A 24557-nucleotide genomic window follows, 5' to 3' on the forward strand; every position below is an offset into this window, starting at 1 on the left:
AGGACCTTTTTAAGCTGCTGGCCAATTAAGCTTTATCGCTTAATAAACTGCTGAGTAGATTGTTGGCCTTGCTCAGTTTGTAGCAAGATATGGTAAATGCCAGCATCCAAGTTTTGGACATCAATTTGTTTTTGCTGGCCAGAAAACAGTCCTTGCCCTAGCAATTGGCCCAAATTATTGTAAATCCGGTATTGCCCAAGCTGAGCTTCTTCCAAGTTGATTGTTAGGCTCTGGCTAACGGGGTTGGGAAAGAGCCCAAAGTTTAAAGTGGGGCTTGCTACTTCTGTCAAGTTGTTGAGCAGTTGGGTATTCCAAATGACCAAAACCTCTGGAGAAAAGCCCACAGGGAATGTTCCCAAGCTATCGCCAGAAAGGTTGTAGCGAATGCCTGTATTTGTGCTTTGATCGCCAAAGTTAACCTGACTAACATACAAGAAACCATTTTGGGCATCTAAGGCAAAAGCACCAGAAGCATAGGGAATTAAGGCCGTATCAATTACGGTATTATTGATAAAATCATAGCTGCCGACTGCCCCATCATAAACGGTGTAGGCGATGCCGTTTTGGTCCAATTGAACCGCATGGCCATAGCTAGGCGCCTGAAAGTTTACGGCAGCGCTCTGCGTCCATTTTTGTCCGCTATTGATATTCAAATAAGAGAGGCTGTTGCTTTCGTTATTAATGCCAATAATGAGGCTATCCCCTAGGCTGAATAGGCGGCCTAGCTCATTTCCCGTACTGCTCAAAGTATCATTACCAATATAACTATTATCTGTCAAATTGACCTTGGCCAAATAGCCCAAAGTATCGGTATAGCTAGCGGTGCTGCTATTTTGCGCAATATAAAGGGTGTCGCCAAGCACAACAAAATCCTTCACGCCCTTATCAATTTGGCTAATGGAGCTCTGAAAGCTCAGGTCGCTTTTATCAAAAATGCGCAGATTATCGGAGCTGCTGCCATACCAGTTGCCCACCAATAATTTGTTCTGATAAAGGCCCAATTTGATGGTACTGACGCTACCAAAAGCGGCGGCAGCTAGGCGGTCGCCCGTTTGTAAATCATATTTATAGATACTGTCTTGAGCCGCCACATAGGCATATTGGTCGTCCTCAATCAAAAGATCTTGCACGGAATTGGTCCCCATACTATCCAAAAACTGATAGCTATCATCGGCGGGATCATAAACGCCCAAATTGGCAGTTTCTGTGGCCGAGCCAAACAAGCCCCCGTTCAAGACCAACAATTTTTGGCCCCAAAGGCCGGTGCTCAAAAGAGCAAAGCAGCATAAACTTAATAAGCGCATAAATAAAGATTAAGTATAAAAAAATAGCGCAAAGTATACACAGCTCGCCCCCCCTTTGTGCAGACAAAGCAGGCCCAAGCCGCCCATCTTTGACGCGAAGATGTTCTGGCGGAAACCTCAGGGCAGCGATCCGGCTTTACGGTTGCGCGACAGCAAGGGAGTTTCACCCTTTTCCCTTTTAACTTGCCCATCTTTAGACAAGACCCTTAGGTTCTTAAGTCGGAAAAATCTAGTTGTTTTTGTTTTGGGGCTGCCCCTCCCTTCGGTCGGGTCGGGCTGTGTCAGGGCTCGCTGTTCGCTCGGCCCTTCGCAAAATTCGCTTCGCTCATTTTGCTTGGTCTGGCCCTGCGGGCCACCCTTTTCCATCCCTCAGCCGAGGCGCTGGCTGCCAGCCAGCGCCTTCTAGGTCCAAAAAGATCTTTCCTTCATTTGGCCGCAAAGCTAGTAGTTTTTGGCAGCTTTGCAACTTATATCTTTGTTAAAAATGGAGGAAGTGGCCTCGCCACTGCCCTTGGCTGTTGTATTCTAGGGCCGGGAAAGGCAGTTTAAAGACATTGAGCATCATGAAAAAGGACTTTAAGCTTTTAGATTTGGTTGGGATTCGCTCAAAGTCTACATCTAAGGATAAATAGTATTGGCTCATGCGGGGATAATTGGCGGGGGCCTCAAAAACGGCCAAATCTTCATTGTACCAGCGGTTGCGCTCGGCCCCAAAAACGTTTTCTATGCCATAGCCAAAGGCTACATTTAGCCAAGGGGGCAGATATTTTGGGCGTTGGGGCAGAAAGGAAGCAATATTGACCGACATCCAGATCGTTTGCCCATTATATTCCTTAAAAAAGAGTTCGGGGAAGCTGCTCCCATAGAGTTGGTTGGCTCGTTCTTGCAAACTCGTTTGGGCCAAGGGGGTGTTTCGGGCATAGATGGGCGAGGTAGAATATCTCGGTCGGTGTACTGATAGCTTAAATAATATTCGCTGCTCTTCCCAGGCTAGCTCTTGGACCAAATAGGCCGAGGCGCCTAGGGTATTAAAGCCAACATCTCCCCAACTAAAGCCCCAGGCCTCCGAATAGCCATCCATTAGCTCAACGGTGCCTTGGAAGAGCATGCTGCCGCCAAAGCCGACCCAAGCCGCCTGTTTTTTTGGCATTCCGGCCCAATGGTACAAATGGCCCAGCCATTTGGCCTCAAAATTAGTGGTCATCAGGTGGCCCATTTTATCCATTTGTCGCCAGCCATAATTATCATTAAAAAAGTGGAAAGAGCTTCGGTCGTAATTGGCGTACCAAGCTCTGGCCAGGGCATAAGAAGTGGCGGTATATCCTGCTCCGACCGTTCCTGTTAGGGTCCAAAAGCGGCCCCGATGAAATTTTGGGGCAGGCTGCCAAAAAGAGAGTTGGCTACTATCTTGGGCAAAACTGCCTAGGGCCAAGCAAGAAAAGAGGAAGAGAAGAAGTAGTTTTTTCATGCCTAAAAATAAAGAACTCCGTCAAGAAGATAGGCTTCTTGGAGTTTAAATAAGGGGGTTTTGGGTCTTTTTGGGTGCTTAGTTATTGGTCCAGAAAGGAGCGAAGCGACTTGGCCTAGCGATGTGCAGGGGTGGCCGCAGGCCAGACCGAGGCGGCAAAGCCGCCGAAGGGCCGAGCAGACTTGCGAGCCCCGAAACGTAGCGCCCGCCGAAGGCGGGAGGCCCCAAAAAAAGGAAAAGGTCCCTCCTTAGAAAGGAAGGACCTAATAGTTTAGATCAGAAGAAATCGATCTTATTGTTTTACAAACTGCTGGCTGAGTTGCTGTCCGTTGGTGGTTTGCAAAACGAGCTGGTAGAAGCCAGCGTTTAGAGCAGTGGTATTAATTTCTTCTTGTTGGCCTACAAACTGTCCTTGCGCCACCAATTGGCCCAAAGCGTTATAGATGCGGTATTGTTCGGCATTGATCTCTTTCAAACTAACCGTTAGGCTATTTTGGGTAGGATTGGGGAACAGGCGGAAAGCGGTTTGGGCTTCGGCGATGATATCATTAGAGAGTGTAGGGTTGCCATAAGCAGCAGTAAGGTTGAAGATAGCGGCCACCTCTTGGGCGTTGATGGCACGGCTATAGATCATAGGATCGTCAAAAGCGGCTACTCCAGCATCGCCAAAACCGGCAGCACCAAACTGGATAAACTCTAGACTAGGGCCACCACAAACATTAGGGCTAGGCGCTGCGGTAGAAACCATTACCGTGTCCACATAAAGGCGCATTGTATCATTGACTCGAGTTAGGGCCACAAGATGCCAGTTTCCATCGCCAATATCCATAGTATTCACATCAGAAGAGACAGATCCGATCGAACTGCAAGGAATTGTTCCCTCTTCTGAATTTTGGCTAGCATCTACAGTAACGGTAGAGCCAGAGCCCGCCAATTCTAGTGCTATACTGTTCACTGCATTAGGGTTACTAATGTTAGTGCCGTTAACATAAACCAAGCGGCCATCATTTGTTGTTGCGGCTTGTTTGACCCAGACCACGATACTATAATGAGTTTCATCGAGCAAGACACCGCCGCCCAAATTGCCCCCATACAGGCGTCCATTGGTGGTATTATTTACATAGCTAAAAGCGGCATCGGCATTACCAAAGCGGTCGGCCACTAGGGTAAGGTCGGCTCCTACGGTCAAGTCGTTAGGGGCTGCGGTACTTCCAGAGAGGTCTTCTCCGCTGTTATTACAGGGGTAATAAGCTTGTAGGCCATTGGCCAAGTCTACTTGAGCATAAAGGCCCTGCATAGAGAAGCAGAGCAAGAAAGCGAATAGGGATAGGTTTTTCATCTATTTAGATTGAATAGTTATATAATGTCCTTTCAAGTTAGTTGGCCCTCAAATGTAGCAAAAAACATAAAGGAAGAAGAAATCGATCTTATTGTTTTATAAACTGTTGGCTGAGTTGCTGGCCGTTGGTGGTTTGCAAAACGAGCTGGTAGAAGCCAGCGTTTAGAGCAGTGGTATTAATTTCTTGTTGTTGGCCGACAAACTGTCCTTGCGCCACCAATTGGCCCAAAGCGTTATAGATGCGATATTGTTCGGCATTGATCTCTTTCAAGCTAACCGTTAGGCTATTTTGGGTAGGATTGGGGAACAGGCGGAAAGCGGTTTGGCTAGTCGCTAAAACGGCATTAGAGAGCGTACCATTATAAGTAGCGGTAAGGTTATAAATAGCGGCCACCTCTTGGGCGTTAATTGCGCGGTCGTAGATCATCATATCATCGAAGCTAGCGACGGTAGCATTACCAAATCCGCCAGAACCGAAAGAGATATCTTGGAAGGGGAAAGCTCCGCAGGGGTTGGCTGGATTGGCAGCGAGCTCCATCATTAGCGTATCTACATAAATGCGCATTGTATCATTGGTTCGGCTTAGGGTAAGCAAATGCCATTCGCCATCTTGGATGCCCATTGTATTGATATCAGAGCTCAGGTTAGAGGCATTGGTACAGGCACTTGCTTGCAAAACAGACTCTTGGCTAGCGTCTATCTCGATGCCCTGTACTTTTCCGTCCAAATTGATTTCTATTTCTTGATAATGTACGGGAGAAGAAGAAGTTTCTCCTCTAAGGACAAACAAATTAGTATTGAGCGTAGTACTATCTTGGCGGACCCAAATAGAGATCGTATAGTCAGTAGAAGAATTCAGGTTCATTCCGCCATAAAGCGATGAATTACTCACATCGTTGGTATATTCAAAGGCGGCATCGGCATTGCCAAAGCGGTCGGTAGTTGTTCTTAAATTGCTTCCTACGGTTAGATTAAAGGGACCATTAGCAGAGCCAGAATAATCGGTCCCGCTATTATTGCAGGGGTAGTAAGCTTGTAGGCCATTGGCCAAGTCTACTTGAGCATAAAGGCCTTGCATAGAGAAGCAGAGCAAGAAAGCGAATAAGGATAGGTTTTTCATCTATTTAGATTGAATAGTTATACAATGTTCTTTTAAGTTAGTTGGGCGCCAAATGTAAATAAAAAAGCCAAAGCAATGAAACATCAGGCTTTGACTTTTTATTGAAAAATAAAATTTAAACTTAGGCTAACATAAAAGAACAGTCCTTAGTCTATTTTAAAATCTAGGCTATTGAGCCATTCAAAGGTTTGGATGCTACCATCTGGATTTTTGCATTCTACAGCAGGTGGATTTCTGGGGCCTTCTCCCCCGGCATAGCTGAGGATATATTTTTGAGGCTTGCCTTGAAACTGCACCGTACTGCCGTAATAGACGCCCATATCGGTTCGTTGTTCCTCGCTAGAGATTAGTTTTTCGAACTTCTGGCGTTTATCGGAAGCATAATAAATGTTTTTCCCTTCATTTTTGAAGTAGAGGTATTCGGTGCTACCATCTGCATTTTTACAGCGGAACATGCCTCGGCTACCTTCGGCCTCCCAGAGTGATTTAAACTCCTGTTTGCTTCCGTCGGGATTGATAGAGATTAGGCCACAGGGTCCGCAGGGGCGGTAAACTTTGTAGACCGTTTTTTGGCCGGGGAAGCTAAAGCTGGGGGCCTTTTTGGGCTCTTCTAGCTGCATATCTTCCCATTTTCCAGCAACCAATTGCAGCTCTACTCCCTTGGGGTATTTTTTAGAGTGGTACATCAACTTATTGTTGGCAGTTATTTTGAGCAGCTCCTTGCCTAGGCCGGGACTAGAAGAGACAAAAACATCTGTATACTCCTTTTCTTGATAGTCAAAGGGGAGCGCTTCTGGCTGCTCTCCTATGAGTTGGATGCCTTTGGGGGCGGCTTCTTTGGGGGCGGCTTTGCTTGGGCCCTCGCTTTGGTTATTGGTGGTAGAGGCCGTAGTTGGTGTTTCTTGGGGCGCTTGTGTTTTTTCGGCGCTGCAGGCAAGGGTAAAAAGGGCTAAGGGGATAGCGAGGTAGGTCCATTTTAGTTTTTGCATCGGGTAAATTTTGGGGATGAAATAAGGGGATTATTTTGCTATCTTGCAATAATCTCATTTTACAGCCAAAAGATAAGAAGATGTTTCTTAAACGCCTAAAAATACCCGACTTCAAAGTCTTACAAAATATTGATATCGAATATGAGCGGCATGATGGTCGGCCCACTTATCCGGTGATTAGTTTGAATGCCTTTTTTGTATAACCCCTTAATATTTCTTATACTTAAGCCACAAAGCTATCTACTAAAAAGTAACAATATGCTTCTAAAAAGAATAAATATCCCCAAATTTAAGGTTTTAAAAAACATTAATGTCGATTACACAAGACAAGAAGATGACAGGATATACCCTATTGTCAGCTTAAATGGTGGAGGAAAAAGTTCTCTTCTACAATTTATTTTCACAATGCTTCATTGCTCTTTTGTCGAGCATAGGAAATTTGCCCTTGACAATCTTTTGTCTGAATTTGACTTTACAGAAAGTTCAGACAAACTGGCTTCATTTACTTTAGAGTACAACAACTACCAAGTAGAGCTAAACTTTACTATCGAGACTGATGATGAAAGTTATCGAGCTATGATAGATTATAAAGAACTAGAAGAGAAGAAAAAGGAGACCATAACAATTATGGATCGACTTGGAGAGCTTCAGTATATTGAACAACAAATAAAAGATACAAAAAGAGTTAGTACTTTAATCCATAGAAAATTAAGGAGGTTCATAAGAAGAGAGGAAGAACACGATCTTATTATTGATAGAGATCCAGAAGATAGTTTAAACGCCATTGAGTTAATTAAAAACCGAATCCAAGAAGAATATATATCAGACGAGGAACTAGAAAGAATTTTCAAAAAGACAAAAATCCTAAAGAGTAATTTAGAAAAAACTCTTTATAAAAACTCTCAGATATACATACACCACATAAATGACAATAAGAACGTCTTAATTTGTGAAGCTTTGATCCCACAGGAGCTACTAGCGACTGAATTCCCCCAACAAAAAGAACATCTTGAAAAGCAGAGAACACAACTTCTGGAAAAAATTTCTAACCAAGTTTTTCTAGCAGCTCCTCGTACTCAAATTTTTCACTTTTTAACAGATGATTCTAACGAAGAGCTTTTTGAGCAACCCGCAGGCTACTCCTTTAACTCCTACGACAGTATTCTTCGTCGAATAAAAGAAAAATTGAGCGGCTTTTTCACCTATGAATTTGCTTCTAATCAACTAATTATTGACTCGTTCAAACAGGCTAGAGATAAGGATTTTGAGCAAGCGCTTTTAACCGGAGAATATGGTAAGAACCTAGAAGAAACAAAAAAAGAATTAAATAACTTTCTTACAGGTAAAGAGATTACCGTTGACGGTAAAATCTCTGAGGTAATATTTAAAGAAAAAAATACAGGCTACAAATTGCTCCCTAGAGACCTTAGTCATGGTGAACTAAAAAAGCTGAGTATTTTCATCTGGGTCAAAAGAAATGCTAACAAGCACTCACCTCCATTATTTTTAATGGATGAAGTAGACATAGGATTACACCCCAGCTGGCAATATGAAATCTCTGATGATTTGCAAAAATGGGGAAAAAACAGCCAATTTATAATTGCCACCCACTCTCCTCAAATTATAAGTGCAGCGCATCATCGAAACCTAGTCGTATTAAATCAAATTGAAGATAGTAACTGCTCTACCTCTCGACAGTATGAGCAACCATTTGTAGAGCCTGATTTAAATACTGTCATCAAAACGATCATGGGATCAGATTATGTCCCTAAAAAAGTACAGCGACTCCGCAAAGAGTATCTACAACTCATAGAAAACCGACAAGAAGAGAGTGAGAGAGGCAAAGAGCTAAAAGCAAGATTATTAGAACATGAAAGTGAGCAATCAGCATTTTTGCAAGAGATGAAGTTTTTAATTCAATTCAGAGACTAAAACTAAGCAAATGAAACACATCAAAAAGACGAGCCCTCCTCCTTTCTTTTCTTCTACAGTTGCTGGCTTGACAGCATGGAGACATTTCTCCAAAAAAAGAAGTACAAAGCAGCATATTCTTCAGGAAGAACAAAACTATCTATGTTGTTACTGCGAAAAACGAGTATCTCTTGACAACTCTCACTTAGAACACATCTACCCTAAAAGTAAATATCCTTCTCAAACTTTTGACTATAACAACCTTATTGTTTCCTGCGAAGGAACCCATTGCAACCTAGATGAAAGTACCAGCAAAAACATCTGTGGGCATAAAAAATTAAATGAATTTAATCCTATAAACTTTTTAGACCCTACGACTACAACAGATATTGGAGAGTATTTTATTTACAATAAAGAAGGAGAAATTCTTGCATCAACAAAAGACTCAGTAAAAGCCGACTACATGATTAACACCCTTAATCTGAATTACTCTGGGTTAATTGAAAGCCGAAAAAACACAGTGCGCGCCTTAGTTAATGCATTTAGAAGACTATCATTAAATCAAGGACAGCAAGAACAAAAACTAAAAACCATTTTAGCAAATGAATCTCAAGACTTTATTAGCTTTCTTCGCCATTATTTCAATCCTATAGTTTCCTAAACCCAAAAGGCCCAAGCTGCTTCAGCTTGGGCCTTTCTCCTCTCCTACTCCAACGCCTTCAAGGCCGCTGCCGCCTTTGCATGTCCTGCCAAACGTTCCAATAGGGCTTTGGCGGCGGCCTTATTGCCCGCTCTTACGGACAGAGCGGCTTTATTAAAAATAGCCGACTCTTGCAGGGGGTCCAAGTCTAAGGCCTTGTCATAAAAGTAGTTAGCTCGTTTAAGATCGCCTTTTTGGGCGGCAATAAAGCCAAGGTTGGCATAGGTCAAAGGCCGTTTGCGGTCCTCTAAAAGGACCTCCTGAAATAGTTGCTCGGCTGATGCAGTTTGCCCCAAACGCGCATAACAAACGCCCAGCTTTTCTCTAAAATCTAAATGGTAAGGCAATAAAGCAACGGCCTGGCTGAAAAAGGGCAACGCCTTGGCCCAATTCTGCTGCCGATAACAAGCCTCGCCCAAACGATAGGCGGTCCAAGCATCTTTTTCTTCCGCTGCCTTGGCCTGCAAGGCCAGCTCTTCTAGGGCCGTATAACGACCCGCAGCAAAAAGTAAGTGAATTTTGGTCTGCCGCTGCAATTCGTTTTCTTCCTTTTCCTGATCCAAATAGTATCGAGCCGAATCTAAAACAGCTGATTGCCCCATAAATTTGTCGTAAAGGGCCAAATAGCCCCTAGCCATATCCAAATTGCTGGGCGAGTCTTTGCTCAAACAAGCCAAACCCAAAAAAGCCGCTACTTCTTCGGTCTCTTCTTGGGTAAGGGCCATGGCCGAACGGGCTGTTGCCTTAGATATATTGTGGTCCGTAATGGTCACATGCGGAATATCAATGCTGCCCGATCTCGGCATATGACAACTCACACAATCATCTTGCTTTTCTAAACGCTTGGCCGGCTCTACCGAACAAAAATTGGGCGCAGTAGGCGCATGACAACCCAAACAGCTTTCATTGTAGCGGTTTTCAGTCCTCGATTTTACATCATGATGCGGATTATGGCAGCTAATACATGATAATTCTTCGCTTTTTAGATAGCAGGGACTCAAACGCAGACGGTCGGCCTGTGAGGCCATAATAAAACGCTTATCCGAATTGCTAAAACGAGGCAAAAAGACCTGCATGACCGATGATAAGGGCATGCCTGGCTTAAAATCATAGAAGCTTTTACCCGGATTCAAGACCGCTACCCCCTGCAAATGACAACGCTGACAAAGGTCCATTTGTAGCTCTCTCGACAAATGCCGCGGATTCACAATGCTGTAATCTATATGCTTGCTAGTGTCTACCATTAAACCCGCCAATTTCTCTTTAACATGAATGCTCCCTGGCCCATGACAACGCTCGCACTCTATCCCCTCAGGCATTTCTAGGTATTTGTTGAGCCCGCCCTCCGCCGCCTTGGGCAAATGGTTGTGACAGGTCAAACATTCATGCGCAATCAAACGATCAAAACGGCTATTGTGGCCATCTTCAAAGCCCGGCGCCAAGTCCCAACGCCCATCCTGCGTATAATAGGTCACTGGCGCCTGATATACATAGCCATTGCGGTTGATTAAATGAGAGTTGGTATGATGCCCCGAACCAATAATGTAGCTGATTTGCTCCAATCGCTTATGGGTGGTGTCGCCTTCTGGCCCCAAACGATATTCCAATACATAAAGCTGCGAGTCTCGAGCAAAGGGCAGATAATAGTACTGGCTAGCCGTATCAAATATGCTTTGATGCCCCGCCCAATCTGCCGCAGAATTGGCCTGATGCGCCTTGGCAAAGGATCGGCCCATACCCGTTTTCACATAGCTCTGATGCACATTCCCATGGCAACTCTGGCAGCTCGTCATGCCCACATAAGTCGCCGAATCCCCCAAATTCCGAAAGCGATGATCTGCCGAAACTACCTCTTCTTCTGCTCCCCCACTACAATAAACCAATAAAAGCGCCAGCGCAAAGCCCAGCATATATATCCATTTTTTCATGCCTTTCTTTTCTCCCAAAGATACAAACTGTAAAAGATTTTCTGATCATTTCTGTTTTTTTGGGGCTGCCCCTCGCCTTTGGCTCGGGTCGGGCTATGTCGCAGCTCGCAGGTCTGCTCGGCCCTGCGTTTTTTTCGCTACGCTCAAAAAAACTGGGTCTGGCCTGCGGCCACTGCTATCTATCCCTCAGCCAAATAGAAGCTCTGCGCTTCGGCCAGCCTTTGATAAAAATTTTAAGCTAGTCAAGGCATTTTTTAAAGGCATAGCCGTAGCTATGGCTGAAAAAAATAACGCTGAATGGCTGGAAATTAAATCAAAGGATAGAAGTGGCAGGGCTTTTATTTGGCCTTTGCCGCTCATCCATTTTTTTCAGGCCATTATTTTTCTTCGGCGGTTTTGGTTTTCGTTTTCTGGACCAGTGGGTTAAAACCCTTTCCTTTTCCAGCAAACAAGGGCTTTAGCCCGCCAGTTTGCATAGCCCCACAACCATGGGCTTCAGCCCATGGACCTAAACCAACTCGCCGCTAAAAGAGCTTCTTCTCTATTCGCCCTCTTCACACAAACCAAAGAAAAAGTTGAGGGACTAATAAAGAACAGGCAGAATTTTCTTCGGCGGTTTTGGTTTTGGTTTTCTGGACCAGTGGGTTAAAACCCTTTCCTTTTCCAGCAAACAAGGGCTTTAGCCCGCCAGTTTGCATAGACTTGCAAGCATGGGCTTTAGCCCATAGACCTAAACCAACTAATAGCTGAAAGAACTTTTCCTTCCACCCTATTACAAACTACCAAGAAAAAGTTGAGGGACTAATAAGCAGCTATGCTTACCGCCCTGGACTGAAGCCCAGGGTTCTTGCCTGAGCGAACTGACGGACTAAAGTCCTTGTTCGCTTTCCCTACTTCTAAGGACCAAAAGCTGCCCAGCTCAGCCTTTCTCTCCATTCTCAAATATCCTCAGAAAAAGTTGAGAGACTAATAAAAAACAGAAGCTGTTTAAAATTTTGTGTTTCTCCTTTTTGCGGCCTAGGGACAAGCCCCTAGGCGACTATATGATATGAAGACCAGTGGGTTAAAACCCACTGCTACAAAAGAGGCCAGACTAAACCCAATAAATATGAGCCGAAGGTTAAAACCATCGGCCCATAACGAATTCTAATAGAGGCTTTATCAATAAAAAAGCTTCTTCGCTATTTCCTCTTCCCCTACCTTGCCCTCAAAACTTCCACAGAAAAAGTTGAGGGACCAATAAGATAACGTTGGGGGTCAAGATAGCGCTCCAATAAGTAGCCCATGCAGAAAGGGAGCTCACACAAAATATCAAACAGGATCAGAGTTCTCTATTATTTTTGCGAACTTGGGCCCCTGCAAAACAAATCTGGGGAAACCAACTGGTCCAGAGGCGGGCGAAGCCCGCCCGGCTTAGGGATGGACAGCAGTGGCCCGAAGGGCCAGACCCAAGTTTTTTGAAGCGAAGCGAAAAAAACTGCAGGGCCGAGCAGACCTGCGAGCTGCGAAACAGCCCGACCCGAGCAAAGCGAGGGGAAGCCCCAAAAACAGAAAACAAAACAAAATTGAATAAAAAACAGCATATTAGCATCCTGCTAGCCACTGCCCTGATTAGCCTTTTTATGCTTTGGGGCATCATTAGCCGAATACAATTTGATTTTGACCTACGCAATTTTTATCCGCTAGAGCATGAAGAAACCGAATATTTTGAGGAATATGTAGAGCATTTTGGCTGGGATAACAATTATATTTTGTTGGGCGTAGAATGCAAGGGGGCACATATTTATCAGCCGGCTTTTCTAAAAGAGGTAGATAGTTTGAGTAATAGTTTGCTACAATTGGAAGAAATTGTGCAGCTGATTGGGCCAACAAAGCAAGAAATTTATCGTTATGTTCCTTTTATGGACCTGATGAATAGCAGTCCGTTATTGGCCCTAGATAGCTCGGCGGCCCGCCTAGCTCAGGATAGCCTAAAGGTAGTGGAGCGGCCCGATTTGTTGGGCCAACTTTTTGCCGAAGACCAGCAATCTGTCTTGATTTTGATGCAGCAAAAAGAAGGCATGCAATATGAAGATTGCAAGCGGCTAATTGGGCGGATAGATAGCCTGATTCAGCCTTTTGAGGAGTTTAAGGCCCTGCATTTTGCGGGAAAATGCTATGGACAAACCACTTTTGTCGACCTATCGCGGCAGGAGGTGGCCACCTTTGTCGGCCTCTCTATTTTGGTCATTATTATTGCCCTTTTCTTTAGTTACAGAAGGTTTTGGGGCGTTTGGATGCCGCTTTCGGTGGTAGGGGTTACCGTACTTTGGACCCTAGGAACCATGATGTGGTTGGGCTTTTCACTCGACTTTATCTCCAACATGATTCCCACGATTATCCTCATTATTGGGATTTCTAATGTGATTCATTTATTTAGTAAATTTTTGCTTGGATTGCAGGCTGGGCAGGCCAAAAAGCTAGCGCTAAAGCAGGCCATCAAAGAAGTTGGGCGGGCCACCATTTTGACCAGCGGGACCACGATTATCGGCTTTTTGAGCCTACTATTTTCCAATGTGAGCCCATTGATTAACCTAGGCGCTTTTGCTGCTTTGGGCCTTATTTATGCCTTTTTGCTGACCTATAGTTTTTTTCCGGCTTTGCTCATGATCAGCCGGGCGAGCTTCCAACTAAAAGCCGCCAAAGACGACTTTTGGCAGCAGCAATTGGGCCGTTTGGCGCTTTGGGTAGAGGGGCATTATGGGAAAATCATCATCGGTTCTCTTTTGCTGATGGCCCTAGGGCTTTGGGGCAGCAGTCAGTTGCGGATCAACCAGCATGTACTGGATGATTTGAGTGAGCGGCACCCACAGATTGTAGACTCTCGTTTTTTTGAAAATGAATTTAAGGGGAGCCGTCAATTTGAGATGGAAATCATCTTGCGAGACAGCAGTAAAAGCCTGTCGGACACGGCAGTTTTGCGGGCTTTGGACCCACTAGAGCGCTACCTATTGGAGGAGTATGGTTTGGGGAGTATGTTTAGTCCTTTGGCCCGTTTAAAAATGGCCAATCGGATGACGCATTCGGGCAAGGCGGACTATTATCGGCTACCTCAGAGTCGGTCCGAATGGAAAAAGGCCCAAAAAATCGAGGCTAATTTCTTGGCCAATGGGCGTTATCCCTTGGTGGTTTTACCCCAAGGAAAAAGGGGGCGTTTTGCCGGTAAAATGCCCGATATGGGCAGTTTGGAGGCCCAAAAGCGGCATGCGGCCTTGGCCCAATTTATCCGAGACCAAGAGCTCGATCAACTCATTGACTATCGCTTGACGGGCTCTGCCTATCTGATGGACATCAATAACCACTGCATTGCGGATAATGTCTTTTATGGGCTCTTGCTCTGTTTTCTCTTTATTTTTCTGCTCATGCTCTACCTCTTTCGCTCTTGGCGGATGGCGAGCATTGCGCTTTTACCCAACATTTTGCCCTTGGCTTTAGTGGGTGCACTAATGGCCTGGAATGGCGTAGACATCAAGATTTCCACCTCTATCCTATTCATTATTGCCTTTGGCATTGCCGTCGATGACTCCATTCATTTTATGGCGGCCTATCGCTTGGCCAGCCAAGAGGCCAAGAGCAAAGCCGAGGCGCTGCGGACTTGTTTTCGGGGTACGGGCAAGGCCATTGTCGTTACGACCTTGATTTTGGTTAGTGGCTTTAGCTGCCTGCTCTTTTCTAGCTTTATGGGCACCTTTTACATTGGGTTGTACACCAGTATTTGTTTGTTTTTGGCCCTTTTAGCAGATTTATTGCTCTTGCCCGCCTTGATTTTGCGCTTTGGGGAAGAGCTGCAGGAGTAATTTATCATTTAAATGATCCTATTTTTTTGGGGCCTGCCGCCTGCGGCGGCCGGGCCCTTGCAGGGCTCGCAGGTCTGCTCGGCCCTTCGCAAAATTCGCTACGCTCATTTTGCTCGGTCTGCCGCTGCGCGGCCCCCTTTCAGGCCCCTAGGCCTGCGGCCCTTCGGGCCTGCTAGCCGTGGCTGCAGGTTGAAACCAGCAGCCAATTTAGGAACAGCAGAGCCAACTTCTGACTAACAATTGGCCTGCAGCTTAAAAGCCGCAGGACCTGAAAACCCAATACCTCCTTTCCATAAACAAAGTAGGGGATTTTTCTTTGCCCTTCTGGTTGGGCTATTGTTTTTTTCTTGGAGCAAACCTTTTCCATTTTTATAGCAAACAAGGGCTTTAGCCCGCTAGTTTGCATAGACCCGCAAGCATGGGCTTCAGCCCATGGGCCCAAAACTAGAAAGGCTAAATTCCTGCGTCTAGAAGGAGCAAAGCGACTGGCCTAGCGATGGTAGGCAGTGCGGCAAAGCCGCAGACCAAGCAAAAACTTGTTTTTTGCGCAGGGCCGAGCGAACAGCGAGCTGCCGAACGTAGCGCCCGCCTTTGGCGGGAGGCCCCTGCTACAAATCAATATAGATGGGGCTATTCATCTGAAGATGGATTCGGCCACTAGTACAAGTAAACATCTATTTTGTTTCAATTCGAGAGAAATTGTATTTAGGATCATCTTCAAATAGAGTTAGAGAACAACAACCGTCATAATTGAATCCAAGTATACAACTACTTGATTTACATATACACAGCTCTCTAGTCGCCCCCCAGCTATCTAAGTAAACCGTTTTTCCACGAAAATCATAAGTACCCTCGTTTAAAATCTTACTCCCCTTTCTAAGAGTATAATATCCAGAAGTTTCTATTTCTAAGGTTATTTCGTCAAAATAATCATTCTGATAACTGCCAACTAAACTTCTGGTCTCAAAAAGACTACATTGGCAAAATAAACTAGCACCCAACAAGCTAATTATCAGTAGCTTAAAAAATTTATTCATATTGACCTGTTAGTTTGCACTACCCTTCTCCCAAAATAGAACCCTAGTTTAAAAAACGGAAGAAAAAGCCCTGTCCTAGAAGAGCAACGAAAATAGATGCACACAGCAAGCTGTATTTTAGACTCAATTCAACAAAAGGTGGTTATTATTAAGTATAGTCTTTAAGTTAATATTTTCATCCTCTAAGGCACCCGCTATTTTCAAAGATACTAAAATCTTGTAATTACAACTCAGCAAAATACTATAATCAAAGTCAAAGCATTCTACACTTAGATCATAGATTGCTTTATTCATAGGCTCTAACTTAAGTGTGGTTACATGGCTGTCCCAATTTATATTTTCATGGAGTTTTACGGGAGTTAACTCCATATCTTCAGATAGGTAATAAAATCTAACAGATGCCATTTTGGGACCTAAACTCTCAAGTCTTAAAGGAATAATTATTTCCTGAGAACAATTATTTACAAAGGTCAATCTTACAACCTTAGCATTGTTATCAATTTTAGCGTTAGCAAAGAACTCCAAACACTCCCCATGACTGTAGTTAGGAGAGTGACTACAGAAAGACAAAAGCAAACAAATAAAATAGTTAATCATATTCATCATTTAGTTGAATCTCCCCCCAAAAAAACAGGCCCATAGCAAAAAACTATAGGCCCATTACAACAATTATATCTTTGCCAAATTATTTAGCAGCCGCATAACGCTTATTTACTTCCTCCCAATTGATTACATTGAAGAAAGCTTCCACATAGTCGGGACGGCGGTTTTGGTAGTTGAGGTAGTAGGCGTGCTCCCAAACATCTAGTCCAAGAATAGGCGTACCTTTGCAACCCGCAGTGTCTACATCCATTAGGGGATTATCTTGGTTAGGCGTAGAGCAAACCTCTAGTTTGCCCCCTTCTTTCACGCAAAGCCAAGCCCAACCAGAACCAAAACGAGTTTTGGCCGCAGCAGCAAATTTGTCTTTGAAGGTCTCATAGTCGCCAAAAGCAGCTTTGATGGCCTCGGCTACTTCGCCTGTAGGCTCGCCACCACCATTGGGAGACATGACCGACCAGAAAAGGCTGTGGTTGTAAAATCCACCGCCATTATTGCGAACGCCAGCACCAGCAGCAGAAACATTCGCAAGGATGTCCTCAATGCTCTTGCCTTCTAAGTCAGTACCTGAAATAGCAGCGTTCAATTTATTTGTGTAGCCAGCATGATGCTTTCCGTGGTGGATTTCCATGGTGCGGGCGTCAATATGTGGTTCTAGTGCGTCATGCGCATAGGGCAATTTGGGCAATTCGAAAGCCATAGTTTTCTTATTTTGTGGGTAAAGTAATTGAATGATTCGGGCGCTCCGCCCTTTATTGCGAAGCTATCATTTTTTATACAGAATCTAAACAAGGAGCTAGATTAAAAGTTGGCAGATCTTTCCCCAACTATATGCCAAGCGCTACATATATACTGATTGTCAATCAGATAAAAAAATTATTTTTTTTCTATTTCCTTTTTTTCCGCTTTTAGCGCTTCTATCTCTGCCCCTAATCGACTAATTTCGTCCTTACTTTTAGCCAGTTTCTGGGCCAAAATATCAGCCGCCCGCCTCTTACTGATTTTTTGTGCCCTTTTTTGCTCGTAGTCCTGAAATTGCGTGGCGATCTGAGCAAAAGCCGCCTCCTTTTTTGCCGCTCGCAAATATCGCTCATAGGCCGCCGTCTGATCAGCCAAACGACGAGCCCCATCTATGTCATTATACTTAAATACTTGCATCAAGCTCTGGTCTATCTTGGCCGATTGGGCCAATAACTCCTGCCAAATGGCCTTCGCATCCCCCCCTATCTGCTGGGCATTTACCCAAGTTGCTAAGGCTTTTTCCGCCTCTTTGGCCTGCTCCTCCAACAACTCATAATCCTGCTCTTGCTGCTTGAGCTGCGCCTCTAGGGCCTGCAGTTTTAACTCCTGACTTTTAAGGGTCAATAACAGCTGCTTATAACGCAAATAATTTGCAGCCAGCTTTTTAAGCGCCACCCGCTGCCCCGACAAAGAAAAACTCGTCTGGCTCTTTGTCTCCACATAATCCCCCGCTCCCTCTTCTATAAAAAAGTTGGGCAACTCACTCAAAGGCTCAAGCGGCAAAATAGAAAATGATGCCCCCCAAAGATCTTGCATATTGGCCGGCAAACGCAAAGCTGTTGGCTCCAAATCTATCCGCCTAAGCCCCCCTTTTGGCCCTTTTAACTCTAGGCTTTTAGGCGACTGCTCTCCACAAAAAAGGCCTGTGGGTAGCCCATTTTCGCCCCCCACAGACCAATATAAATAGCCGCTCTGCGCTGCCGCGCCCGAAGCTGCTGTCATCAAAAAGAGGCCTAGCCCCCAACTCAAAAATCCTTTCATACAACTATTTCGCTATTTGCTTAAAATAAGCAAGCAGTTCCGCCTGATCCTCTGCCGATAGTTTGGCATCCCCATGGGTCCAAGTATAAGACTTTAAAGGCATTTTCCCCTTTTCCATCTCCTCTATGCACTCCTCCAATTTATGCGCCTGCTTCTTGGCCTCATAACTGCCCCAAACCGAAAAATTTAAATGCTTGCGCCCATGCTTTATATGGTTGTTGATCCACTGCCCAACCGGAACCACATAAGTATACCAAGGATATACCGTCTTATAACTATGACAATCATAACAGGCCGCCTCCAATAAGGCTTTCTGCTTGGCCGTCGGCTGATGAATCGCCATCAAATCCGCTTGCTCATCAAATGTAGGGTTTTCCTTTTGGATTTGGAAAAATTGAGCCACTAAGAGCATCCCCAAAAATCCCAAAACACCCCTTTTTATCCACTTCTTTTTCATATGTTTTAATTTAGACTGTTTCTAATTTGTGCAAATATAGCGGTTTCTATATTTAAGCCGCCCTTAGACAACTGTTTTTTTTTAAGGTTTAATGTCTTGGGGCTGCCCCTGCGGCCTTCGGCCTTGGGTCGGGCCATTGCGCAGCTCGCAGGTCTGCTCGGCCCTGCGCGGGCTGCGCCCGCTGGGTCTGCCGCCTTCGGCGGCCCTGCTACAGCCCCTCAGCCGGCGGCTTCGCCGCCTCTAGACGCAGAATAGCTTACCGCAACTGGAATATGCTGTAAGGCCCTGGCCACTAAGGACAGAACAGTTCCCAATAATTGGCTAAGTTGAGTCTATTTAAAATTTTGTGTTTCCCCTCTTTGCTGCCTAGGGACAAGCCCCTAGGCTAGCTTTTTCAGACAGCCCTCTAAAGAGGGCCTTTGGATGAGGTTCTTCTCTGCGACAACAACTGAACAAGGCCTTGTATATCAATAGTTGAGGCCCTCGCAGAGGGCTGACTCCATTGGGTTAGCCTAGGGGCTTGTCCCTAGGCGACTACTGGCCAAATCCTAACAAGCTAAAGGCCCAAATTTTATTCTAATACACAAAATCCTGAACAGTCTCCGACTATTGGCCTAACTAGTTTACTTCCAGACCTAACTAGTTTACTTCCAGACCTAACTAGTTTACTTCCAGACCTAACTAGTTTACTCCCAGACCTAACTAGTTTACCGCCAGACCTAACTAGTTTACTTCCAGACCTAACTAGTTTACCTCCAGACCTAACTAGTTTACCACCAGACCTAACTAGTTCACCTCCAGACCTAACTAGTTCACCTCCAGACCTAACTAGTTTACTCCCAGACATAACTAGTTTACTCCCAGACATAACTAGTTTACTCCCAGACATAACTTTTGCCTTTTTTCATTTTGTTACGTTTTTTCAGTTTTTAACAAAAGCCTAACATATGGGCCTAAAAAAAGGCAAAAAACCTAGGTTTTTCGCCTTTTTGCGTACTTCAAGGGTGCTTAAAAGCCATCCCAGCCCAAGCGGATGCCCAATTGGGCCAGCAGGGCATCCTTTTGGCCCCAACCAAATTTTATAAAGGTTTGTAGAGAAAAGCTATCTACCGTGCTGCCGCGACAAAGCTCAACGATATGTAGCCATTTGGCATTACTGCCATTGACATTATGGCCCAAATACACCCATTCTTGGCCATAACCGAGGCTCAAAAAGCTCTTGAAGGGCGTTCTGCGGTTTTGTTTATAAGAAGAATCTAGTAACCAATGTCCTTTTAGCATAAGGGGAGCGGCCAAAGTAGAGCGAATTGCATTTTTTTGGGGTCCAATATCCAAGCTAAAGGGATAATAGCTCAGCCCGCCCTCCAAAGAAAAGAGAAAGCTTTTTCGGTTGCCCGCCCAGAGGCTCATGTGTAGGCCAGGCAAAATATTAAGCAGCTGCCCAATACTTTGGGGTTGGGGGCTAATCGCTTCTTGCCGTTGTTGGTCCCAGCGGTAGGCACTAAACTCTAGTAAAATACTTTGTCCCCAGCCCCAAGCCCTAGGCGCCTCGCCCTCTGGCCAAAGGCTACTACTATAGGTCTTTTTTAGGGCCAAGCTATCGCTTTGGGCCAAAAGCGGAGCAGAAAAAAGGGCAAAGAAAGAAAAGAAGAGGAGAAAATATTTCATAGTTGCTAAAGCGATTTAAGGGGCAAAAAAAAGGGCGGCCCATGGCCGCCCCAATTTACACTTTATTCTAGGAAAGGCCCAATATTTTAAGGCCTTGGGCTGGGCGGCGCAGCCGCCTATTGGGCAGGGGCCAGCCCCTGCCCTCTTCGGCTATCGCGAAGCGATGCCTTTTTTGGCTGAGGGATAGTAGCTGGTGGCCGAAGGCCAGACCAAAGCCCGCAGGGCTGCAGGGCCGAGCGAACAGCGAGCCAGCGCATAGCCCGACCCAGCCGCAGGCTGGGGCAGCCCCAAATCCTCCTCCCCTTATTTGTTCCGCTTAAATGGATTTTTATTGCCAAAGGGGTTATTCAATTTATCCTGAAGAATCTTGTCGGCTGCTTCTTTGGCCGCCGTCTCAATGCTATCTCGGATGCGTTTGGCCTCTTCGGAAGAAGCCGCCTGAGCGGCCAAGCGCTCGGCCTCTTTACGGGCCCGTTCCTTGGCTTCCTCGGCTAGGCGCTCGGCCTCTTTGCGGGCGCGTTCTTCGACCTCGGCTTTTAGGCGTTCGGCCTCGGCTTTTACTTTTTCTTCGGCCTCGGCCTTGAGCTTTTCGGCCTCTTCTTTAAGGTTATCTTTAACTTGGTCGCCCATAGATTCGCCAGATTTACCCTCGGCTCCCAGGACCTTAGGACTAAATTTGGGGTTGCTCAAATTGCCCGTAATATCTACAGCAAAGTTGATAAATGCAGCCTCTTCTACCTTGATGCCCAGCTTACTAGCCTGACTAGCGAGAAGATTGCCAGCGGCTTGGGTGGCCCCACCAATTACCGAATTATCGATCATGGCTTTAGGGACCCGCATCTTGAGGTCGTAGTCCATCGTTTGGTCCAAACCATGGGCCCCGCCAAAGGTCATATCAATTCCCTTTTGGGTAAAGGCAAAAGGCTCTACCGTCAGTTTTCCATCCTTAATTTTAAAGAAGTTGCGAGTATTTTGGATCTCGATATTCTCCAAAGCCTTGATGCCCATTTTCTGGCTCAGGCCCTTAAGGGGCGTACTGCCTTTAAGGACCGCATCAAAGGTTTCTAGCAAACCTTCGGAGTTGAGGCTGGCCATATCGGGATACAAATTGGGCTCTAAAATTCCGTTGAGGCTAAATTTAGAGTTAAACTTACCCAACATGCCCTTCATTATCGGTGCAAAAGTGGCGACTAGGGGCACTCCTTCGGCAATTTTGGCAAAATCGAGTTGGGCCACATCATAGGCAAAATCGAACTTAGGCGCTTTGGGGTCTTGGCTATTGTATTCTCCGTTTAGGATAATGCTTCCGCCAAAGGCATTACAGCTCAAATTGGTCATTTCTACCTTCTCTTCATAGACGCGGAGGTCGCCCGCCACATTATCCAATTGGTAGACATCATAGATAAACTTTTTGAAGCGAGCCTTCATATGAAAGTCAATATTGGCGGGGACCAAAATGGGTTCGAAGGCTGTTTCTGCGGTACTGGGATCGGCTGGAGCGGGAGCTGCTTCGGGTTCTGTGGCGCTGCCATCTTCGGTCATAAACTGATTGACGTTCATATAATTAGAGTAGAGATTTAGTTCCCCTTTGAGCAACTCATTTTTAAAGAGATAGCCAAAAACATTATCAAGTTGGCCATCGGCTTTGATATCTACTTTATTGATAAGCAGCTCAAAATTGCTCATTTTTGCTCGGCTGGGCGAGAATTTGCCCACGGCCTTCATATTTTTCATTTCATAGACATCATAGACCATTTTATCGCAGCTAAAATCTGCGGCAAAGTCCCAGCGGTCAAAGAGTTCATCTTCATTGATGCTGCTAGTGGTATCGGTCATATTGGTAGCGGCCATTTCCTCCTCGGAGGTAGTGGTGGTATCGCCCATCAGCTCGTTGAGGTCGAGTAGACGAGAAGTCACTTTGAGCTTTCCGGTCATAATTTTATCGCCAGAAAAATAAGTGAGTAGGTTGTCTAATTTTCCTTGGGCCTGAATATCGCTTTTGCCCATAGTAAGGTCAAAGGCTTGCAGGTCCACATCATTGGGGCTAAAAAGCATCAGCATCTTTTTGATGCGGATATCGGGCATCCCTTCCATGAGGTAGATCATATTTTCGATGCCTAATTTTCCTTGCATATCGACCTTCTCATATTTTTGTTCGGTCACATAAGACATGCGGGTATTGGCTTGGAGTTGGGCCTCGATGAGGCCGGCCATGCTGCTCCCTTCCATAGGAAAAGCCTTGGAGAGTTCGGCCAGATTGATTTTTCCTTCTACTGCGCTCTTAATATCGGGATCGCTCATAGGCGTTTTGAGGAAAAGCGAGGCGGAAAAGGGGTTTTGGCCCAATTTGAAGGCAAATTGCTTCAAGTCTACAGTCAATTTATCCAAATCTGAAGAAGGGCTATTAACTTTGAGGTCTACCCCAATATCGCTCACGCCCATGGGCAAATCGGGATATTGAAAGGTGCCATTAGCGGCTTTTAGGGCCATATTAAAGGCGGGATAGCTCTTCTCGTTGAAGGTGCCGTTTACTGCTCCGTTCAGACTAAAATCGCCAGAAGTTTTTACGCTTTCAAAGCCCTCGATATAGGCGGCGGGCAGCATAGAGAGCAGGCTTGCAAAATTGTTATTGGGGGCAGAAAACTTAAGCTCCTCAAAAATAATATCGTCGCCTTTCATGAGTACGGTCCCTTCTGCGCCCAATTTTAGGGCATTAAGCTGAAGGGCGTTATCGAGTAGTTTAAAGCTCATTTCGCCTTCCTTCATGCCCACGCCAATATTGATTTCGGCATCGACTACTGCTTTATTGAGGTAGCTCACTCCATCATAATTGAGTTGGAGCGACTGCATTTGGGTGCTGGTATAAAAATCAAATTGCTCTAGGCTCATATCGCCAGAACCCTTATGGTTAAGGCCTTTGATTTGCAAAAATGCGGCATTAGGGGCATCATCATAAGTCATTTCGCCCTCAATAATTTGGTAAGAGCGGAGGGCAAACTGAAAATCGCTACTTTCGCTACTGCTCGTTTCTTCTTCGACGGTGGCGCTGCTATCCGTTTTCATGATATCATAATTGGCCTTTCCGTTTTTGAGGACCTTCACATAGAACTTGGGTTCTTCAAAAACCAATGAATTTACGGCATAATTGCCCGAAATCACTTGGAAGAGGTTGAGGCGCAGGCTAATGCGTTTAACATCGGCTAGTTTGAGGCCATCAAATTCCTCTTGGCCCGTCACTTTGAGGCCCTTAAGATCAAAGGCAAAATTGGGAAAGGTCCAGAGGAGGGAAAGCTCGGTCCCTTCAAAATCTAGGGTGGCATTCAGTTGTTCATTGGCTGCTTCCTTAACCAATTTTTCGATATCCTCTTTAAAAATCATGGGCAGCGTAATAGCGGCCAGCACAAAGAGGATGAGAAAGCTAAACAATCCGATGAGGGAGTACTTTATCCATTTTTTCATACAGTAAGTTTTTTTTTAAAGGTAAAAATTAGGATCTAAAGCAGGGGCTTTAAGGTCATTTTTTTTTGGGGCTGCCCCTTCGCTGCGCTCGGGTCGGGCTCTGTCGCAGCTCGCAGGTTTGCTCGGCCCTGCAGGCTTTTTCGCTTTGCTTCAAAAGCCTTGGGTCTGCCGCCTATGGCGGCCCTGCTATCCATCCCTCAGCCGGTCGTCGCTTTGCTCCTCGGCGGCGGCTGCGCCGCCTTATTTGGACCAAAAAATGCGGGCCTTAGGGTTTCATTTGAGCCCAAAAGCTTGTCTGCCTGCCATTTTTTTATGTACTTTGCCCAGGCTCAGTTTGGCCCAGCGCTGCGCAGCCGTGGCCCGCAGGGCCAGACCCAGCGGGCGAAGCCCGCGCAGGGCCGAGCAGACCTGCGAGCGGCGTAGCATAGCGGCGGCCAGCTTTGCTGGCCGCGGGCCCCAAAACAAAAAAATAAGATGTTGAAAGTCATTATCTATAGTAGTTGTTTGTTTCTTTTGTTGGCTTGTTATCGGCCATTAGAGACCGAGGCGCCCATTTTGGGAGAGCAAGAAATCATTCCATTTTTGGTAGACCTTCATTTGGCCGAGGCCAAGGTAGCGGAATATAATAGTTTGACTGTTTTGGCCAAAGATAGTTTAGCGGCGGAGCAATATGCCACCCTCTTTCAGATTCATCAGATAGAGCCTACTGATTTTCAGCAGAGTATGCAGGCTTATATGGGCAACCCCGAGGCCTTGCAACAGCTCTATGAAAAAGTAGTAGAGGCCCTATTGGAGCATGAGTTGAAACATAGTGAGCGGAGTAAGAAAGGCAAAAAACGCTCGGCGGCAGAGGCCTTAGAACAAGTAGAAGTGGTTCGAGACAGCAGCAAAAAAGAAAACTAAGGTCTATTAAACTCTTTTGGAGCCAGGCTGTTAAGATATTGTCTAAATAAACAGAC

General features: G+C 45.5%; 18 protein-coding genes and 1 riboswitch. Of the genes, 5 read left to right on the plus strand and 13 right to left on the minus strand.

Going from position 1 to position 24557, the window contains the following annotated elements; genetic code table 11:
- Positions 1-32: 32 nt before the first annotated feature.
- The 5 genes from SAPGRDRAFT_RS01045 to SAPGRDRAFT_RS01070 all read right to left on the minus strand — a co-directional run bounded on the left by SAPGRDRAFT_RS01045 (position 33) and on the right by SAPGRDRAFT_RS01070 (position 6220).
- On the minus strand, positions 33-1304 hold the full coding sequence (locus SAPGRDRAFT_RS01045) for a T9SS type A sorting domain-containing protein (RefSeq protein ID WP_002656471.1): 1272 nt from the start codon (positions 1302-1304) through the stop codon (positions 33-35).
- 104 nt (positions 1305-1408) lie between these two features.
- Positions 1409-1527, minus strand: a riboswitch (cobalamin riboswitch).
- Between the two features lie 255 nt (positions 1528-1782).
- Positions 1783-2772, minus strand: coding sequence for a DUF2279 domain-containing protein (locus SAPGRDRAFT_RS01055; RefSeq protein WP_002656473.1), 990 nt, complete (start codon positions 2770-2772; stop codon positions 1783-1785).
- A 292-nt stretch (positions 2773-3064) separates the two neighbouring features.
- Entirely contained in the window at positions 3065-4111 is a 1047-nt protein-coding gene (locus SAPGRDRAFT_RS01060) for a LamG-like jellyroll fold domain-containing protein (RefSeq protein WP_002656474.1), read from the minus strand.
- Between the two features lie 88 nt (positions 4112-4199).
- Positions 4200-5231, minus strand: coding sequence for a LamG-like jellyroll fold domain-containing protein (locus tag SAPGRDRAFT_RS01065; protein WP_002656476.1), 1032 nt, complete (start codon positions 5229-5231; stop codon positions 4200-4202).
- 146 nt (positions 5232-5377) lie between these two features.
- Entirely contained in the window at positions 5378-6220 is an 843-nt protein-coding gene (locus SAPGRDRAFT_RS01070; protein WP_002656478.1) for a hypothetical protein, read from the minus strand.
- An 80-nt stretch (positions 6221-6300) separates the two neighbouring features.
- On the opposite strand from SAPGRDRAFT_RS01070, the gene SAPGRDRAFT_RS23735 reads away from it, so the two are divergent.
- From SAPGRDRAFT_RS23735 to SAPGRDRAFT_RS19755, 3 genes are read left to right on the plus strand one after another with little or no spacing between them, the layout of a single operon-like run.
- On the plus strand, positions 6301-6423 hold the full coding sequence (locus SAPGRDRAFT_RS23735; RefSeq protein ID WP_002656479.1) for a hypothetical protein: 123 nt from the start codon (positions 6301-6303) through the stop codon (positions 6421-6423).
- A 55-nt stretch (positions 6424-6478) separates the two neighbouring features.
- A complete protein-coding gene (locus SAPGRDRAFT_RS19750; RefSeq protein WP_002656480.1) occupies positions 6479-8152 on the plus strand; it encodes an AAA family ATPase in 1674 nt (557 codons plus the stop codon).
- A 10-nt stretch (positions 8153-8162) separates the two neighbouring features.
- Positions 8163-8792: a retron system putative HNH endonuclease gene (locus SAPGRDRAFT_RS19755; protein ID WP_002656481.1), complete on the plus strand. Its 630-nt coding sequence runs from the start codon at positions 8163-8165 to the stop codon at positions 8790-8792.
- Between the two features lie 44 nt (positions 8793-8836).
- On the opposite strand, the gene SAPGRDRAFT_RS01085 is transcribed toward SAPGRDRAFT_RS19755, so the two are convergent.
- Positions 8837-10759: a tetratricopeptide repeat protein gene (locus SAPGRDRAFT_RS01085; RefSeq protein ID WP_253271239.1), complete on the minus strand. Its 1923-nt coding sequence runs from the start codon at positions 10757-10759 to the stop codon at positions 8837-8839.
- 1565 nt (positions 10760-12324) lie between these two features.
- On the opposite strand from SAPGRDRAFT_RS01085, the gene SAPGRDRAFT_RS01095 reads away from it, so the two are divergent.
- Complete coding sequence (locus SAPGRDRAFT_RS01095) at positions 12325-14595, plus strand: efflux RND transporter permease subunit (RefSeq protein ID WP_002656486.1); 2271 nt, start codon at positions 12325-12327, stop codon at positions 14593-14595.
- A 674-nt stretch (positions 14596-15269) separates the two neighbouring features.
- Here the strand turns inward: SAPGRDRAFT_RS01095 and SAPGRDRAFT_RS20045 are convergent.
- The 7 genes from SAPGRDRAFT_RS20045 to SAPGRDRAFT_RS01135 all read right to left on the minus strand — a co-directional run bounded on the left by SAPGRDRAFT_RS20045 (position 15270) and on the right by SAPGRDRAFT_RS01135 (position 23598).
- Positions 15270-15632, minus strand: a complete 363-nt coding sequence (locus tag SAPGRDRAFT_RS20045) for a hypothetical protein (RefSeq protein ID WP_002656488.1) — start codon at positions 15630-15632, stop codon at positions 15270-15272.
- Positions 15633-15755: 123 nt separating this feature from the next.
- The gene (locus tag SAPGRDRAFT_RS01110; RefSeq protein WP_002656490.1) at positions 15756-16229 is read right to left on the minus strand and encodes a hypothetical protein; all 474 of its coding nucleotides are present in this window, start codon (positions 16227-16229) and stop codon (positions 15756-15758) included.
- A gap of 88 nt (positions 16230-16317) precedes the next feature.
- On the minus strand, positions 16318-16932 hold the full coding sequence (locus tag SAPGRDRAFT_RS01115; RefSeq protein WP_002656491.1) for a superoxide dismutase: 615 nt from the start codon (positions 16930-16932) through the stop codon (positions 16318-16320).
- Between the two features lie 176 nt (positions 16933-17108).
- The gene (locus SAPGRDRAFT_RS01120) at positions 17109-18014 is read right to left on the minus strand and encodes a hypothetical protein (protein WP_002656493.1); all 906 of its coding nucleotides are present in this window, start codon (positions 18012-18014) and stop codon (positions 17109-17111) included.
- A gap of 4 nt (positions 18015-18018) precedes the next feature.
- The gene (locus SAPGRDRAFT_RS01125; RefSeq protein WP_002656495.1) at positions 18019-18471 is read right to left on the minus strand and encodes a heme-binding domain-containing protein; all 453 of its coding nucleotides are present in this window, start codon (positions 18469-18471) and stop codon (positions 18019-18021) included.
- Positions 18472-19479: 1008 nt separating this feature from the next.
- Entirely contained in the window at positions 19480-20139 is a 660-nt protein-coding gene (locus SAPGRDRAFT_RS01130) for a hypothetical protein (protein ID WP_002656497.1), read from the minus strand.
- Between the two features lie 303 nt (positions 20140-20442).
- Positions 20443-23598: an AsmA family protein gene (locus SAPGRDRAFT_RS01135; RefSeq protein WP_002656498.1), complete on the minus strand. Its 3156-nt coding sequence runs from the start codon at positions 23596-23598 to the stop codon at positions 20443-20445.
- A gap of 474 nt (positions 23599-24072) precedes the next feature.
- Here SAPGRDRAFT_RS01135 and SAPGRDRAFT_RS01145 point away from each other — a divergent pair, with 474 nt between their 5' ends.
- Positions 24073-24501 carry a DUF4296 domain-containing protein gene (locus tag SAPGRDRAFT_RS01145; RefSeq protein ID WP_002656502.1) on the plus strand — a complete coding sequence of 143 codons (429 nt, stop codon included), beginning with the start codon at positions 24073-24075 and terminating at the stop codon, positions 24499-24501.
- The last annotated feature ends 56 nt before the right edge of the window (positions 24502-24557 follow it).

This window comes from Saprospira grandis DSM 2844 (genome assembly GCF_000275825.1).
Lineage (GTDB): Bacteria > Bacteroidota > Bacteroidia > Chitinophagales > Saprospiraceae > Saprospira > Saprospira grandis_A.

Excerpts from the sequence above, each read along its gene's own strand:
- SAPGRDRAFT_RS01045 (WP_002656471.1), bottom strand. The coding sequence starts at position 1,304 with ATGCGCTTATTAAGTTTATGCTGCTTTGCTCTTTTGAGCACCGGCCTT.
- SAPGRDRAFT_RS01055 (WP_002656473.1), bottom strand. The coding sequence starts at position 2,772 with ATGAAAAAACTACTTCTTCTCTTCCTCTTTTCTTGCTTGGCCCTAGGC.
- SAPGRDRAFT_RS01060 (WP_002656474.1), bottom strand. The coding sequence starts at position 4,111 with ATGAAAAACCTATCCCTATTCGCTTTCTTGCTCTGCTTCTCTATGCAG.
- SAPGRDRAFT_RS01065 (WP_002656476.1), bottom strand. The coding sequence starts at position 5,231 with ATGAAAAACCTATCCTTATTCGCTTTCTTGCTCTGCTTCTCTATGCAA.
- SAPGRDRAFT_RS01070 (WP_002656478.1), bottom strand. The coding sequence starts at position 6,220 with ATGCAAAAACTAAAATGGACCTACCTCGCTATCCCCTTAGCCCTTTTT.
- SAPGRDRAFT_RS23735 (WP_002656479.1), top strand. The coding sequence starts at position 6,301 with ATGTTTCTTAAACGCCTAAAAATACCCGACTTCAAAGTCTTACAAAAT.
- SAPGRDRAFT_RS19750 (WP_002656480.1), top strand. The coding sequence starts at position 6,479 with ATGCTTCTAAAAAGAATAAATATCCCCAAATTTAAGGTTTTAAAAAAC.
- SAPGRDRAFT_RS19755 (WP_002656481.1), top strand. The coding sequence starts at position 8,163 with ATGAAACACATCAAAAAGACGAGCCCTCCTCCTTTCTTTTCTTCTACA.
- SAPGRDRAFT_RS01085 (WP_253271239.1), bottom strand. The coding sequence starts at position 10,759 with ATGAAAAAATGGATATATATGCTGGGCTTTGCGCTGGCGCTTTTATTG.
- SAPGRDRAFT_RS20045 (WP_002656488.1), bottom strand. The coding sequence starts at position 15,632 with ATGAATAAATTTTTTAAGCTACTGATAATTAGCTTGTTGGGTGCTAGT.
- SAPGRDRAFT_RS01110 (WP_002656490.1), bottom strand. The coding sequence starts at position 16,229 with ATGATTAACTATTTTATTTGTTTGCTTTTGTCTTTCTGTAGTCACTCT.
- SAPGRDRAFT_RS01115 (WP_002656491.1), bottom strand. The coding sequence starts at position 16,932 with ATGGCTTTCGAATTGCCCAAATTGCCCTATGCGCATGACGCACTAGAA.
- SAPGRDRAFT_RS01120 (WP_002656493.1), bottom strand. The coding sequence starts at position 18,014 with ATGAAAGGATTTTTGAGTTGGGGGCTAGGCCTCTTTTTGATGACAGCA.
- SAPGRDRAFT_RS01125 (WP_002656495.1), bottom strand. The coding sequence starts at position 18,471 with ATGAAAAAGAAGTGGATAAAAAGGGGTGTTTTGGGATTTTTGGGGATG.
- SAPGRDRAFT_RS01130 (WP_002656497.1), bottom strand. The coding sequence starts at position 20,139 with ATGAAATATTTTCTCCTCTTCTTTTCTTTCTTTGCCCTTTTTTCTGCT.
- SAPGRDRAFT_RS01135 (WP_002656498.1), bottom strand. The coding sequence starts at position 23,598 with ATGAAAAAATGGATAAAGTACTCCCTCATCGGATTGTTTAGCTTTCTC.
- SAPGRDRAFT_RS01145 (WP_002656502.1), top strand. The coding sequence starts at position 24,073 with ATGTTGAAAGTCATTATCTATAGTAGTTGTTTGTTTCTTTTGTTGGCT.